Annotated in this window: 15 protein-coding genes; 12 read left to right on the top strand and 3 right to left on the bottom strand. The window is 53.5% G+C overall.

Features of this window, described 5'->3' with window-relative positions:
• Positions 1–53 precede the first annotated feature (53 nt).
• The 3 genes from dnaJ (at position 54) to nhaR (ending at position 3,497) form a co-directional block, all read left to right on the top strand.
• Positions 54–1,184 (top strand): molecular chaperone DnaJ, encoded by a 1,131-nt coding sequence (gene dnaJ, locus OOJ59_RS09040; protein ID WP_137346819.1) that lies wholly within the window; start codon positions 54–56, stop codon positions 1,182–1,184.
• A 208-nt stretch (positions 1,185–1,392) separates the two neighbouring features.
• The gene (gene nhaA / locus OOJ59_RS09035) at positions 1,393–2,559 is read left to right on the top strand and encodes a Na+/H+ antiporter NhaA (protein ID WP_268063373.1); all 1,167 of its coding nucleotides are present in this window, start codon (positions 1,393–1,395) and stop codon (positions 2,557–2,559) included.
• Positions 2,560–2,597: 38 nt separating this feature from the next.
• Positions 2,598–3,497: a transcriptional activator NhaR gene (nhaR, locus tag OOJ59_RS09030; RefSeq protein WP_038637068.1), complete on the top strand. Its 900-nt coding sequence runs from the start codon at positions 2,598–2,600 to the stop codon at positions 3,495–3,497.
• A 58-nt stretch (positions 3,498–3,555) separates the two neighbouring features.
• Here the strand turns inward: nhaR and rpsT are convergent, their stop codons facing one another.
• On the bottom strand, positions 3,556–3,819 hold the full coding sequence (gene rpsT, locus OOJ59_RS09025; protein WP_038637070.1) for a 30S ribosomal protein S20: 264 nt from the start codon (positions 3,817–3,819) through the stop codon (positions 3,556–3,558).
• A 105-nt stretch (positions 3,820–3,924) separates the two neighbouring features.
• Between rpsT and OOJ59_RS09020 the strand changes: the two genes are divergently transcribed.
• The 9 genes from OOJ59_RS09020 (at position 3,925) to OOJ59_RS08980 (ending at position 12,372) form a co-directional block, all read left to right on the top strand.
• On the top strand, positions 3,925–4,140 hold the full coding sequence (locus tag OOJ59_RS09020; protein WP_071888087.1) for a DUF2575 family protein: 216 nt from the start codon (positions 3,925–3,927) through the stop codon (positions 4,138–4,140).
• 7 nt (positions 4,141–4,147) lie between these two features.
• Positions 4,148–5,086 carry a bifunctional riboflavin kinase/FAD synthetase gene (gene ribF, locus OOJ59_RS09015; RefSeq protein ID WP_038637072.1) on the top strand — a complete coding sequence of 313 codons (939 nt, stop codon included), beginning with the start codon at positions 4,148–4,150 and terminating at the stop codon, positions 5,084–5,086.
• 37 nt (positions 5,087–5,123) lie between these two features.
• Positions 5,124–7,940 (top strand): isoleucine--tRNA ligase, encoded by a 2,817-nt coding sequence (gene ileS, locus OOJ59_RS09010; protein WP_069324086.1) that lies wholly within the window; start codon positions 5,124–5,126, stop codon positions 7,938–7,940.
• Entirely contained in the window at positions 7,940–8,437 is a 498-nt protein-coding gene (gene lspA, locus OOJ59_RS09005) for a signal peptidase II (RefSeq protein WP_003018932.1), read from the top strand. The genes ileS and lspA overlap by 1 nt, the downstream gene beginning before the upstream one ends.
• A 117-nt stretch (positions 8,438–8,554) precedes the next feature.
• Entirely contained in the window at positions 8,555–9,004 is a 450-nt protein-coding gene (gene fkpB, locus OOJ59_RS09000; protein WP_038637078.1) for an FKBP-type peptidyl-prolyl cis-trans isomerase, read from the top strand.
• A gap of 1 nt (position 9,005) precedes the next feature.
• Complete coding sequence (gene ispH / locus OOJ59_RS08995) at positions 9,006–9,956, top strand: 4-hydroxy-3-methylbut-2-enyl diphosphate reductase (protein WP_038637079.1); 951 nt, start codon at positions 9,006–9,008, stop codon at positions 9,954–9,956.
• A 65-nt stretch (positions 9,957–10,021) separates the two neighbouring features.
• Positions 10,022–10,936: a ribonucleoside hydrolase RihC gene (rihC, locus tag OOJ59_RS08990; protein WP_137346821.1), complete on the top strand. Its 915-nt coding sequence runs from the start codon at positions 10,022–10,024 to the stop codon at positions 10,934–10,936.
• 97 nt (positions 10,937–11,033) lie between these two features.
• The gene (locus OOJ59_RS08985; protein ID WP_137346822.1) at positions 11,034–11,597 is read left to right on the top strand and encodes a glucose-6-phosphate isomerase family protein; all 564 of its coding nucleotides are present in this window, start codon (positions 11,034–11,036) and stop codon (positions 11,595–11,597) included.
• Positions 11,590–12,372 carry a glucose-6-phosphate isomerase family protein gene (locus OOJ59_RS08980; RefSeq protein ID WP_085048339.1) on the top strand — a complete coding sequence of 261 codons (783 nt, stop codon included), beginning with the start codon at positions 11,590–11,592 and terminating at the stop codon, positions 12,370–12,372. The genes OOJ59_RS08985 and OOJ59_RS08980 overlap by 8 nt, the downstream gene beginning before the upstream one ends.
• A gap of 111 nt (positions 12,373–12,483) precedes the next feature.
• On the opposite strand, the gene OOJ59_RS08975 is transcribed toward OOJ59_RS08980, so the two are convergent.
• A complete protein-coding gene (locus OOJ59_RS08975) occupies positions 12,484–13,302 on the bottom strand; it encodes a PTS system mannose/fructose/sorbose family transporter subunit IID (RefSeq protein ID WP_016151643.1) in 819 nt (272 codons plus the stop codon).
• Complete coding sequence (locus OOJ59_RS08970) at positions 13,302–14,099, bottom strand: PTS mannose/fructose/sorbose/N-acetylgalactosamine transporter subunit IIC (RefSeq protein WP_085048338.1); 798 nt, start codon at positions 14,097–14,099, stop codon at positions 13,302–13,304. The genes OOJ59_RS08975 and OOJ59_RS08970 overlap by 1 nt, the downstream gene beginning before the upstream one ends.
• Between the last annotated feature and the right edge of the window lie 2 nt (positions 14,100–14,101).

Here is a 14,101-nt window from a genome sequence, read left to right as displayed (position 1 = left end):
GTAGAGGTTTCCTCTTCGCCCGTGCTTGTATGTTAAGGGGCTTAAAAAAACCAATGGCAAAGCAAGACTATTACGAGATTTTAGGCGTTTCCAAATCAGCGGAAGAGCGTGAAATCAAAAAGGCCTACAAGCGCCTGGCCATGAAATATCACCCGGATCGCAACCAGGGTGATAAAGAGGCTGAAGCCAAGTTTAAAGAGATCAAAGAAGCGTACGAGATCCTGACCGATGCGCAAAAACGCGCGGCTTACGATCAGTACGGTCATGCCGCGTTTGAGCAAGGCGGCATGGGCGGCGGCGGTTTTGGCGGCGGGGCTGACTTCAGCGATATCTTTGGTGACGTGTTTGGCGATATCTTTGGCGGCGGTCGTGGTCGTCAGCGCGCCTCACGTGGTGCTGATTTACGTTACAACATGGATCTCACTCTGGAAGAAGCCGTGCGTGGCGTCACCAAAGAGATCCGTATTCCGACGCTGGAAGAGTGTGACGTCTGCCATGGCAGCGGCGCGAAGTCAGGTACTCAGCCGCAAACCTGTCCAACCTGTCACGGTTCCGGCCAGGTGCAGATGCGCCAGGGCTTTTTTGCCGTACAGCAGACCTGTCCACATTGTCAGGGGCGCGGTACGCTGATCAAAGATCCGTGCAACAAATGTCACGGTCATGGTCGCGTTGAGAAAAGCAAAACGCTGTCCGTCAAAATCCCGGCAGGCGTTGATACCGGCGACCGTATTCGTTTAGCAGGTGAAGGTGAAGCCGGTGAGCATGGCGCGCCAGCAGGCGATTTATACGTTCAGGTGCAGGTAAAACAGCACCCAATTTTTGAGCGTGAAGGCAATAACCTGTACTGCGAAGTACCGATTAACTTTGCGATGGCAGCGCTGGGCGGCGAGATTGAAGTCCCGACGCTGGACGGTCGCGTGAAGTTGAAGATTCCGGGCGAGACGCAGACCGGCAAACTGTTCCGCATGCGTGGAAAGGGCGTCAAGTCTGTACGCGGTGGCGCTCAGGGCGATCTGCTGTGTCGTGTCGTTGTTGAAACCCCAGTGGGTCTGAACGACAAGCAGAAGCAGTTGCTGAAAGACCTGCAGGACAGTTTTGGCGGCCCGACCGGCGAGCAAAACAGCCCGCGCTCCAAAAGCTTCTTCGACGGCGTGAAGAAGTTCTTTGACGATTTGACGCGCTGATTCTCTCGACTCAATATTTGATAAAAAGCCTGGGACTGAAAAGTTTCAGGCTTTTTTATTTCTGTTTTCCGTTCGGAAAATCTTTTTTAATTTCAGTCTGTTTGTTCGTAAAAACCGATCTATCTATCATGAATAATCTAATTTTAACGAGCTTTTTGAGGGTGTAAGATAGTATTTACGAAGTATTCACCCAATAGAGAGAATAAAAGTGAAACATCTGCATCGTTTTTTTAGTAGTGACGCCTCGGGGGGCATCATCCTGATCATCGCAGCCGTCATCGCTATGTTGATGGCAAATATCGGGGTCACCAGTGGATGGTACCATGCCTTTCTGGAAACGCCCGTTCAACTGCGGGTTGGCGCGCTTGAGATCAACAAAAATATGCTGCTGTGGATCAACGACGCGTTGATGGCGGTGTTCTTCTTGTTGATTGGTCTGGAGGTAAAACGCGAGTTAATGCAAGGCTCGCTGGCCAGTCTGCGTCAGGCGGCATTTCCGATCATTGCCGCTATCGGGGGGATGATTGTCCCGGCGCTGCTGTATCTGGCATTCAACTATGCTGACCCTATTACCCGTGAAGGGTGGGCGATCCCGGCTGCAACGGATATCGCTTTTGCATTAGGCGTGCTGGCACTGTTGGGCAGTCGTGTTCCATTGGCGCTGAAAATCTTCCTCATGGCGTTGGCGATTATCGATGATCTTGGCGCTATCGTGATCATCGCGCTGTTCTACACCAGCGATCTCTCGCTGCTGTCGCTGGGCGTTGCCGCGTGTGCCATTCTCGTCCTGGCGGCCTTGAATCTGTGTGGCGTGAGACGTACCGGGATTTATATTCTGGTGGGTGTGGTGCTGTGGACGGCAGTCCTGAAGTCCGGCGTGCATGCGACGCTGGCGGGCGTGATCGTCGGTTTCTTCATTCCGTTAAAGGAAAAACACGGAAGTTCACCGGCAAAGCGTCTGGAGCATGTTTTGCATCCGTGGGTGGCATACCTGATCCTGCCGCTGTTTGCCTTCGCTAACGCGGGTGTTTCACTGCAGGGTGTCACCATTGATGGGCTGACCTCCGTATTACCGCTGGGGATTATTGCAGGTCTGTTGATCGGTAAACCGCTGGGTATCAGCCTGTTTTGCTGGCTGGCGTTACGCTTAAAGCTGGCGCAATTACCTGAAGGAACGAATTTCCAGCAGATCATGGCGGTCGGGATTCTGTGCGGTATTGGCTTTACGATGTCGATTTTCATCGCCAGCCTGGCGTTTGGTAATGTCGATCCTGAGCTGATTAACTGGGCGAAACTGGGGATCCTGATTGGCTCCTTGCTGTCGGCGGTAATTGGTTATTGCTGGTTACGCACCCGGTTAAACGCATCCGCCTGACAGGATAACCCTTTCGTGACAATTTTCAGGGAGAGAGTATGTCTCATATAAATTACAACCACCTGTATTACTTTTGGCATGTCTATAAAGAAGGTTCGGTGGTTGGTGCAGCAGAAGCGCTTTATCTGACACCGCAGACCATTACCGGGCAGATCAAAGCGCTTGAAGAACGTTTACAAGGAAAGTTGTTCAAGCGGAAGGGGCGTGGGCTGGAGCCAAGCGAGTTAGGCGAGTTAGTCTTTCGTTATGCGGATAAAATGTTCACGTTAAGCCAGGAAATGCTGGATATCGTGAACTACCGCAAAGAGTCTAACTTGCTGTTTGATGTCGGCGTGGCGGATGCGCTATCCAAACAGTTGGTCAGCCGTGTGTTGAATGCCGCGGTGGTGGAAGATGAACAAATCCATCTGCGCTGTTTTGAATCAACGCACGAGATGCTGCTGGATCAACTCAGTCAGCATAAGCTGGATATGATTATCTCTGACTGTCCGATTGATTCTACGCAACAGGAAGGGTTGTTCTCGGTGCGCATAGGCGAATGCGGCGTAAGTTTTTGGTGCACCCAGCCTTTGCCTGAGAAGCCGTTTCCGGCCTGTCTGGAAGAGCGCAGATTGCTGATCCCTGGACGTCGTTCGATGCTCGGTCGTAAGCTGTTGAACTGGATTAACTCACAAGGCTTGAATGTTGAAATCCTCGGCGAATTTGATGACGCAGCACTGATGAAAGCTTTTGGTGCAACGCATAACGCTATTTTCGTTGCTCCGACGCTCTATTCGAACAATTTCTATGCCGACGATTCAATTGTGGAGATTGGGCGCGTGGAGAATGTGATGGAGGAATATCACGCTATATTTGCGGAAAGAATGATCCAGCATCCGGCGGTGCAGCGTATTTGTAATGCGGACTACTCGGCGCTCTTTACGCCAATGAACAAATGACAGCCATAAAAAAACCCGCTTGCGCGGGTTTTTTCACAAAGCGACAACAAGCAGGCGATTAAGCCAGTTTGTTGATCTGTGCAGTCAGGTTTGCTTTATGACGTGCAGCTTTGTTTTTGTGGATCAGACCTTTAGCAGCCTGACGGTCCACGAGTGGTTGCATTTCGTTAAATGCTTTCAGTGCAGTAGCTTTGTCGCCAGCTTCGATAGCTGCGTATACTTTCTTGATGAAAGTACGCATCATAGAGCGACGGCTAGCGTTGTGCTTGCGGGCCTTTTCAGACTGAACGGCGCGCTTCTTAGCTGATTTGATATTAGCCAAGGTCCAACTCCCAAATGTGTTCTATATGGACAATTCAAAGGCCGAGGAATATGCCCTTTTAGCCTTCTTTTGTCAATGGATTTGTGCAAATAAGCGCCGTTTAAATTGCAGCACTCGTTGCGTAGTGATGGCGCAGGATTCTACCAGCTTGCGTGGCGTGAATACAGCTTTTCCACGAGAAAAATTGCATTGGATTGCCCGTTAAGGTCTGCAATTTGTTTCATAACAATGAAAACCATCCTCTTTCTGTTTCGGAGAAACAATCGCCGGTTAACCTTGACCGCGGTACAGGGTATACTTTCACGATTTTCACTGTTTTGAGCCAGACATGAAGCTGATACGAGGCATACATAATCTCAGCCAGGCCCCGCATGGGTGTGTGCTGACTATTGGTAATTTCGACGGCGTGCACCGTGGTCACCGTGCGTTGCTGCAGGGCTTACGGGAAGAAGGGCGCAAACGCAATTTGCCGGTGATGGTGATGATTTTCGAGCCACAGCCATTAGAGCTGTTTGCAACGGACAAATCACCTGCGCGCCTTACTCGCCTGCGAGAAAAACTGCGTTATCTGGCGGAGTGTGGCGTAGATTACGTATTGTGCGTGCGTTTTGACAGGCGCTTCGCGGCATTAACGGCGCAGACTTTTATCAGCGATCTGCTGGTTAAGCGCCTTGGTGTACAATTTCTTGCCGTGGGCGATGATTTCCGCTTTGGCGCTAGCCGTGCGGGCGATTTCTTGTTATTACAGGAAGCGGGCGCTGAGTATGGTTTTGATATCACCAGTACCCAAACCTTCTGTGAAGGCGGTGTTCGTATCAGCAGCACCGCGGTACGTCAGGCGCTGGCTGAAGATAACCTGCAGTTGGCCGAAAGCCTGCTTGGGCACCCTTTTACCATCTCAGGACGGGTGGTGCATGGTGACGAGTTAGGACGCACCATTGGCTTTCCGACGGCAAACTTACCGCTTCGTCGCCAGGTTTCTCCGGTGAAAGGGGTTTATGCGGTTGAAGTTATGGGGCTGGGTGACAAACCTTTTCCCGGTGTTGCCAACATCGGCACTCGCCCGACGGTAGCCGGCGTACGTCAGCAGTTGGAAGTGCATCTACTGGACGTTGTAATGGACCTCTATGGTCGCCATATAGATGTAGTGCTGCGTAAAAAAATTCGCAGCGAGCAGCGATTTGCTTCGCTGGATGAACTAAAAGCGCAGATTGCGCGTGATGAGTTGACTGCCCGCGATTTTTTTGGGCTAACAAAACCGGCTTAATGCCTATACGAGTTTTAAATACGGAACCGAGAATCTGATGAGTGACTATAAATCAACCCTGAATTTGCCGGAAACAGGGTTCCCGATGCGCGGCGATCTCGCCAAGCGTGAACCGGGAATGCTGGCGCGTTGGACTGATGATGACCTGTACGGCATCATTCGTGCGGCCAAAAAAGGCAAAAAAACCTTCATTCTGCATGATGGCCCTCCTTATGCGAATGGCAGCATTCATATTGGTCACTCGGTTAACAAGATTCTGAAAGACATTATCGTGAAGTCCAAAGGACTCACGGGCTATGACTCGCCTTACGTTCCGGGCTGGGACTGCCACGGTCTGCCGATCGAGTTGAAAGTAGAGCAGGAATATGGCAAACCGGGCGAGAAGTTCACCGCCGCTGAGTTCCGCGCTAAATGCCGTGAATACGCTGCTACACAGGTTGACGGTCAGCGTAAAGACTTTATCCGTCTTGGCGTGCTGGGCGACTGGTCGCATCCGTACCTGACCATGGACTTCAAAACCGAAGCCAACATCATTCGCGCGCTGGGTAAAATCATCGGCAACGGTCACCTGCATAAGGGTGCGAAGCCGGTGCACTGGTGCGTTGACTGCCGTTCCGCGCTGGCGGAAGCGGAAGTTGAGTATTATGACAAAACCTCCCCGTCCATCGACGTGGCGTTCCACGCCGCCGATCAGGACGCGGTGAAAGCGAAATTTGCCGTTTCTGACGTTAACGGCCCGATCTCGCTGGTTATCTGGACCACCACCCCGTGGACGTTGCCGGCGAACCGCGCGATCTCCCTGGCGCCTGATTTTGACTATGCGCTGGTGCAGATCGACGGCCAGGCCGTGATTCTGGCGAAAGATCTGGTTGAAAGCGTCATGCAGCGCATTGGCGCGGCTGACTACACCATTCTGGGCACCGTTAAAGGCGCAGAGCTGGAACTGTTGCGCTTTACCCACCCGTTTATGGGTTTTGACGTACCGGCGATTCTGGGCGATCACGTCACGTTGGATGCGGGTACCGGGGCGGTACATACCGCGCCTGGCCACGGCCCGGACGACTATGTCATCGGTCAAAAATACGGCCTGGAAGTGGCGAACCCGGTGGGTCCGGACGGCGCTTATCTGGCGGGCACCTACCCGACCCTGGACGGTGTGAACGTCTTTAAAGCCAACGATATTGTTGTCGCTCTGCTGAGCGAAAAAGGCGCGTTGCTGCACGTCGAGAAGATGCAGCATAGCTATCCGTGCTGCTGGCGCCACAAAACGCCGATCATCTTCCGGGCGACCCCGCAGTGGTTCGTGAGCATGGATCAGAAAGGCCTGCGCGCGCAGTCCCTGAAAGAGATCAAAGGCGTGCAGTGGATCCCTGACTGGGGCCAGGCGCGTATCGAATCCATGGTTGCCAACCGTCCTGACTGGTGTATCTCCCGTCAGCGTACGTGGGGTGTGCCGATGTCTCTGTTCGTTCACAAAGACACCGAAGAGTTGCATCCGCGCGCTATCGAACTGATGGAAGAAGTGGCTAAACGCGTTGAAATTGACGGCATCCAGGCGTGGTGGGATCTCGATCCGAAAGATATCCTCGGCGACGAAGCTGACCAATATGTCAAAGTCCCGGATACGCTGGACGTTTGGTTTGACTCTGGTTCCACCCACTCATCTGTCGTAGACGTGCGTCCTGAATTTGCCGGTCACGCAGCGGATATGTATCTGGAAGGCTCTGACCAGCACCGTGGCTGGTTCATGTCATCTCTGATGATCTCCACCGCGATGAAAGGCAAAGCGCCGTATCGCCAGGTACTGACTCACGGTTTCACCGTGGATGGTCAGGGCCGTAAGATGTCCAAGTCTATCGGTAACACCGTTTCTCCGCAGGACGTGATGAACAAACTCGGCGCGGATATTTTGCGTCTGTGGGTGGCGTCTACCGACTACACTGGTGAAATGGCGGTTTCTGACGAAATTCTGAAACGTGCTGCCGACAGCTATCGTCGTATCCGTAACACCGCGCGCTTCCTGCTGGCGAACCTGAACGGGTTCGATCCGGTAAAAGACATGGTGAAACCGGAAGAGATGGTGGTGCTGGACAGGTGGGCTGTTGGCTGTGCGCAAGCGGCACAGGAAGAGATCCTGAAAGCTTACGAAGCCTATGACTTCCACGAAGTAGTGCAGCGCCTGATGCGTTTCTGCTCCGTCGAAATGGGTTCGTTCTACCTCGACATCATCAAAGACCGCCAGTACACCGCGAAAGCGGAAAGCCGGGCGCGTCGTAGCTGCCAGACTGCGCTGTTCCATATCGCAGAAGCGCTGGTTCGCTGGATGGCGCCGATCATGTCCTTCACCGCGGATGAAATCTGGGGTTACCTGCCGGGCGAACGTGAAAAATACGTCTTTACCGGTGAATGGTACGAAGGCCTGTTTGGCTTAGGTGAAACCGAAGCGATGAACGATACCTTCTGGGACGAGCTGCTGAAAGTACGCGGCGAAGTGAACAAGGTCATCGAGCAGGCGCGTGCGGATAAGAAAGTCGGTGGTTCTCTGGAAGCGGCAGTCACCCTGTACGCTGAACCCGAACTGGCGGCGAAATTGACCGCGCTCGGCGAAGAGTTGCGCTTTGTGCTGCTGACCTCTGGTGCGAGCGTTGCGGAGTTTGCTGAGGCGCCAGCTGATGCTCAGCAGAGCGAATTGCTTAAAGGTCTGAAAATCGTACTGAGCAAAGCCGAAGGTGAGAAGTGCCCGCGCTGCTGGCATTACACTACCGACGTCGGCCAGGTGGCGGAACATGCAGATATCTGCGGACGCTGTGTCAGCAACATCGCCGGTGATGGCGAACAACGTAAGTTTGCCTGATGAGTAAGCCTCTTTGTTCAACAGGACTACGCTGGCTATGGCTGGTGGTAGTCGTGCTGATTATCGATTTAGGCAGCAAGTACCTGATCCTCCAGAATTTTGCTCTGGGGGATACGGTATCGCTGTTCCCGTCGCTTAATCTGCACTACGCGCGAAACTATGGCGCGGCGTTTAGCTTCTTAGCCGACAGCGGCGGCTGGCAACGTTGGTTTTTTGCCGGTATCGCTATTGGTATCTGCGTCATCCTGATGGTGATGATGTATCGCTCGAAGGCGACGCAGAAGCTGAACAACATCGCGTATGCGTTAATCATTGGCGGTGCGCTGGGCAATCTGTTCGATCGCCTGTGGCACGGCTTCGTGGTTGATATGATTGACTTTTACGTTGGCGACTGGCATTTCGCGACATTCAACCTGGCTGATACGGCAATCTGTATCGGCGCGGCATTGATTGTTCTCGAAGGCTTCTTACCGTCGAAAGAGAAAAAAGCCGCATAAAAAAATGCCGGATGGCGCTATGCTGATCCGGCTTACAATCTATCGCGAACCTTGTAGGCCCGGTAAGCGTAGCGCCACCGGGCAAACAGGCGACAGCAATTTTAAAGAGCAACCTGCATGTCTAAATCAGTACAGAGTAACAGTGCGGTGCTGGTGCACTTCACCCTTAAGCTCGACGATGGCTCCACCGCAGAGTCAACCCGCAATAACGGCAAGCCTGCGCTGTTTCGCCTGGGCGATGGTTCTCTGTCTGAAGGACTGGAACAACACCTGCTGGGGCTAAAAGAGGGTGATAAAACCACTTTTTCCCTGGAGCCGGATGCCGCCTTTGGCGTGCCAAGCCCGGACTTGATTCAGTATTTCTCGCGTCGGGAATTTATGGACGCGGGCGAGCCAGAAATTGGCGCTATCATGCTCTTTACCGCAATGGACGGCAGTGAGATGCCTGGCGTGATTCGTGAAATCAACGGTGACTCGATCACGGTTGATTTCAACCATCCGCTGGCCGGGCATACCGTTCATTTTGATATTGAAGTGCTGGAAGTCGAACCAGTACTGGAGGCGTAAAATGCAGATCCTGTTGGCTAACCCGCGCGGTTTTTGCGCTGGCGTAGACCGCGCTATCAGCATTGTAGAAAACGCGCTGGCTATTTATGGCGCGCCGATTTATGTCCGTCATGAGGTGGTGCATAACCGCTATGTGGTGGATAGCCTGCGCGAGCGCGGCGCTATTTTTATTGAGCAAATCAGTGAAGTGCCTGACGGCGCGATCCTGATCTTCTCCGCCCACGGTGTCTCTCAGGCGGTACGTAACGAAGCCAAAGGTCGTGATCTCACGGTTTTCGACGCCACCTGTCCGTTAGTCACCAAAGTGCATATGGAAGTGGCGCGCGCCAGCCGTCGCGGTGAAGAGTCAATTCTGATTGGTCACGCCGGGCACCCGGAAGTCGAAGGCACGATGGGCCAGTACAGTAACCCACAGGGGGGGATGTATCTGGTTGAATCACCGGAAGATGTACTGAAACTGACTGTGAAGAATGAAGGTAAATTGTCCTTCATGACACAGACCACGCTTTCCGTTGACGACACTTCTGACGTCATTGACGCGCTGCGCCAACGCTTCCCGAAAATTGTCGGGCCGCGCAAAGACGATATCTGTTATGCCACCACCAACCGTCAGGAAGCGGTTCGCGCGCTGGCGGAACAGGCTGATGTGGTGCTGGTGGTCGGCTCGAAAAACTCCTCTAACTCTAACCGTCTGGCTGAACTGGCCCAGCGAATGGGGAAAGCGGCGTATTTGATTGACGATGCGACCGACATCCAGGAAGCGTGGGTAAAAGACGCTAAGTGCGTAGGCGTGACGGCCGGAGCCTCGGCGCCGGATATCCTGGTGCAAAACGTGATCGCTCGTCTGCAGGAACTTGGCGGTGGAGAGGCTATCCCACTGGAAGGCCGTGAAGAAAATATTGTTTTCGAAGTGCCTAAAGAGCTGCGTGTGGATGTTCGTGAAGTAGAGTAAGTCTTTCACGATACGATTATGAGAAGATGCCAGACTTAACGTCTGGCATTTTTTATGGAGAAACCATGCGCTTACCGATCATTCTTGATACCGATCCCGGCATTGATGATGCCGCCGCTATTGCCGCCGCGCTGTTTGCCCCTGAGCTGGATCTGCAACTCATGACCACGGTAGCAGGCAATGTTTCGGTGGAAAAAACCACCCGCAATGCGTTGCAACTGCTGCACTTCTGGAGCGCGGATATTCCGCTGGCGCAGGGGGCATCCATGCCGCTGGTGCGACCGCTGCGTGACGCCGCTTCCGTCCACGGTGAGTCCGGTATGGAGGGGTATGAATTTGTCGAACATGACCGTCAGGTAATGGCAAAACCTGCCTTCCAGGCGATTCGCGATGCGCTGATGCATGCCCCACAGCCCGTGACGCTGGTGGCGATTGGTCCGCTGACCAACATTGCGCTGCTGCTGACCCATTATCCTGAATGCATATTCAATATTCACCGTCTGGTGATTATGGGCGGCTCAGCCGGGCGCGGGAACTTTACGCCAAATGCCGAATTTAATATTGCTATCGATCCCGAGGCCGCCGCGAAAGTTTTCCAGAGCGGGCTGGAGATCGTGATGTGTGGGCTGGATGTCACTAATCAGGCCATGCTGACGCCGGAGTATCTGGCGACGCTTCCCGCGCTCAATAAGACCGGCAGCATGCTGCACGCACTATTTAGCCATTACCGCAGCGGCAGTATGAATACAGGACTGCGGATGCATGATCTGTGCGCGATTGCCTGGCTGGTGCGCCCGGAACTCTTTACCCTGCAGCCGTGCTTCGTGGCGGTGGAAACTCAGGGGGAATATACCTCGGGTACCACGGTGGTGGATATTGAAGGGCGTTTGGGGCATCCGGCAAATGCCCAGGTTGCACTGGATCTTGACGTTGAGGGGTTCCAGCAGTGGGTGGCAGAGGTGCTGGCGCTGGCGCCTTGAGGCTGTGATCCGGCCCGCAATATGCAGACAGAATTAGCAGGTTAATCGATTAATCTGCTAATCTTATTCTGTTGTTCTCCTCGGGCCGGAGACACATATGAACCTTTCTTTTATCCAGCCACCGCAGGTGGCGTGGGCAAGCGGCGCATTAGCCGATGGCCCATTATTGCGTAAATCCACCCGCATTCAGGATCTTACTGACGTTTTTGCCGATGAAAAGGCCCGCCAGCAACTGTCAGGCGAGCAGGTCGTATATGACGTTGAGATGCTGGATTCGTCCCCCGCAGAAGGCGAACTCTACACCGGCGTTACCCATCTTTATCCTGGCCGGATCGGCTGCGAGTATTTTATGACCCGTGGGCATTTCCATGCGCGTCGCGAACAGGGTGAGGTTTATTTTGGTCTGCGCGGCACGGGTTTACTGCTGTTGCAACCTGAGCAGGGCGAGGCGCGACTGGAAAAGGTATTTGCCGGATCCGTCCACATTATCCCCGGCTTTACCGCACACCGGTTAATTAATACTGGGGAAGAAATTCTGTCGGCGCTCGCCGTATGGCCTGGGATTGCAGGCCATGATTATGCGGCGCTGTCCAGGGGGTTCAGAATAAGAGTCTTTGAGGAAAATAAGACGATTCAGGCGAAGGAGGTACAGAATGGCTGATTTAGCACATTCTTACGGCCTGGATATGAGGGTTCATCACCATCCGCTTGGCTTTAGCTATGGGGATGAGGTCACAGGGCCGATGCCGGAGATTCGCCGACTCGATCACATTCGCCCCTCACTGCGCGATCCGCATTGTGACGGGCCGGAAGAAGTGTATGCCATTGCAATGGATGTGGCACGAATGCAGGATCGCGAAGAGCTGAAAAAGCGGATGTTGTTGTTTGGCGTGGTGACTTATGCGGCGGGGCAGTTGGGGGAAGAGCCGGTGCGTAGCCAGGGGCATATTCATCGTATCAGCCAGCACAGCGGCTGGTCCCCGCCGGAGCTTTACGAAATCTGGCAGGGAAAAGCGATAATCTATATGCAGGAGTATGTCGAGGACGATCCCGGGCGTTGTTTTGCTGTGATTGCCGGCCCCGGTGAAAAAGTGCTGGTTCCGCCCGGTTGGGGGCATGCGACTATATCCGCAGACCCGAATGTACCGTTAACTTTTGGCGCGTGGTGCGATCGTGAATATGGTTTTGAGTACGAGGCCGTTCGTGCGCATAAAGGGTTGGCGTGGTACCCGTTATTACAGGGCAACCATGTTATCTGGCAGCATAATTCGCGGTACATTCCCGGAAGATTACACGCCGTTACGCCCCGACAATATACGGAATTCTCGATTACTTCCGCCCCTGTTTACCAGCAATTTATCGAGGACCCGGCGCGTTTTCAATTTATCTCACGCCCGGATAAATGTGCTGAGTTGTGGCAAAACTTCCATCCATAAAGAGCCGGGGCCATAGCCCCGGTACTGGTTTTGCCTGGCCTACAAACTGAAAAACTCGGTACAGTGCAGTAGGCCGGATAAGCGTATGCGCCATCCGGCAAATGACAGGCACTACCCTGCAAACAGGCCTGTCGCAACGCCGAGCGCCGCCAGTATCAACAGTAAAATCATCGCTTTTACTGGCGACACACCACGCTTGGCCATCAGATACCAGGTGCCCAATACAACAATCAGCGGCAATAGCTGCGGGAAGATTCCGTCCAGCATCTGTTGCACATGAATATTTACCCCATCCTTGGTGATAAATTCCAGCCCGGTGCCAAGTTTAACGTAGCTCGCCGCTACGCCACCCATAACAAACACACCCAACAATGATAACGCTTCACGCAGGCGGGCAGATTTACTGCTCACCAGCATTTCCACCGAACCGGACCCCATTTTGTAGCCTTTGAGGAACAAAAACCATGAGCCAGGAATAATGATTGCCAGCCAGGCGACGGTATAAAACAGCGGTCCCAGAATGTTACCGCCAGCCGCCAGGGCCATACCGATACTGAGCAGGATTGGGATCAGCATGCCCGGGATCATCGAATCGCCGATCCCGGCTATAGGGCCCATCAGTCCAACCTTCAGGGTATTGATCGTTTCCCCATCGATCGGCTCACCGTTCGCTTTTTTCTCTTCCAGCCCCAGCACCATGCCATTTACGATCGCGCCTATCTGCGGCTCCGTATTATAAAACGAGGCGTGACGGCGCAGCATTTCAGTACGTTGGGCGGCGTCGGGATAGAGCTTTTTCGCCACCGGGAGCATACTCAGGCAAAAGCCAAAAGATTCCAGACGTTCAAAGCTCATGGATGACAAGTTGTGCATCATCCATGCACGCCAGCAGCGGCGAAGATCTTTACGCGTAAGTGTACGTTCTTCCATCAGAATTCATCCTCATCATCAACGACCGACTGTGCATGCGTAGTCTGTGGCGGTTCTGGTTTGTAGTTGTAATGGATCAACGCCAACAGCGAACCGACGATCACCAGCGCGACCATGTTGAGTTTTAAAAAGACGATGCAGACAAAACCGACGAGAAAGTAGATCAGCATGGTGTAGTTTTTGATGATCTGCTTAAGCAAAATTGCGATCCCGACGGCGGGTAAAATGCCGCCCAGTACGTTCATCGTCGACAGGACAATTTTCGGTAAACTGTCCATGAAACCGCTGATGTACTGCGCTCCAAAGTAGACCGCAATGAAGGTTGGTACAAAACGCAGGACAAAGTTTGTCACCTGCGGCCAGATAGCGCTGTTCAGGTAAATGCCGCGTTCATCGCCCCGTTCCAGCGCCACGTCGGCCCGGTGATTCCAGAAGGAGTTCAGTACCATCATCGCGTTAAATAAAATGGTCCCGGCAATACCGATGGTTGCCGCCAGCGCGACCGCCACCTCTGGGCCTTTTCCCGAAAGGATCCCTAAAGCAATTGCCGGGTAAGCAACAAAGTTGAGGTCAGCCGGCATGGAGCCGCCGGGCGTTACCATCGCGATATAGACCGCCTGAACCGCGACGCCAATCATGATCCCGGTTTTAATGTCGCCAAGGATAATCCCGACCAACATTCCGGAAATCAGCGGACGGGTGATCAGATACCAGCCGCCAGTCAGTCCCAGCATCCAGGGGCTGCTGAGGGCGCCGAGATAGCAAAGTATGCCAATCAACGTAGCTTCGATAATCATCG

It is taken from the genome of Citrobacter sp. W9 (assembly GCF_026719375.1).
Classification (GTDB): Bacteria; Pseudomonadota; Gammaproteobacteria; order Enterobacterales; family Enterobacteriaceae; genus Citrobacter; species Citrobacter werkmanii.
The sequence above is the reverse complement of the archived record's forward strand: the minus strand, read 5'-3'. Positions and strand labels throughout refer to the sequence as shown.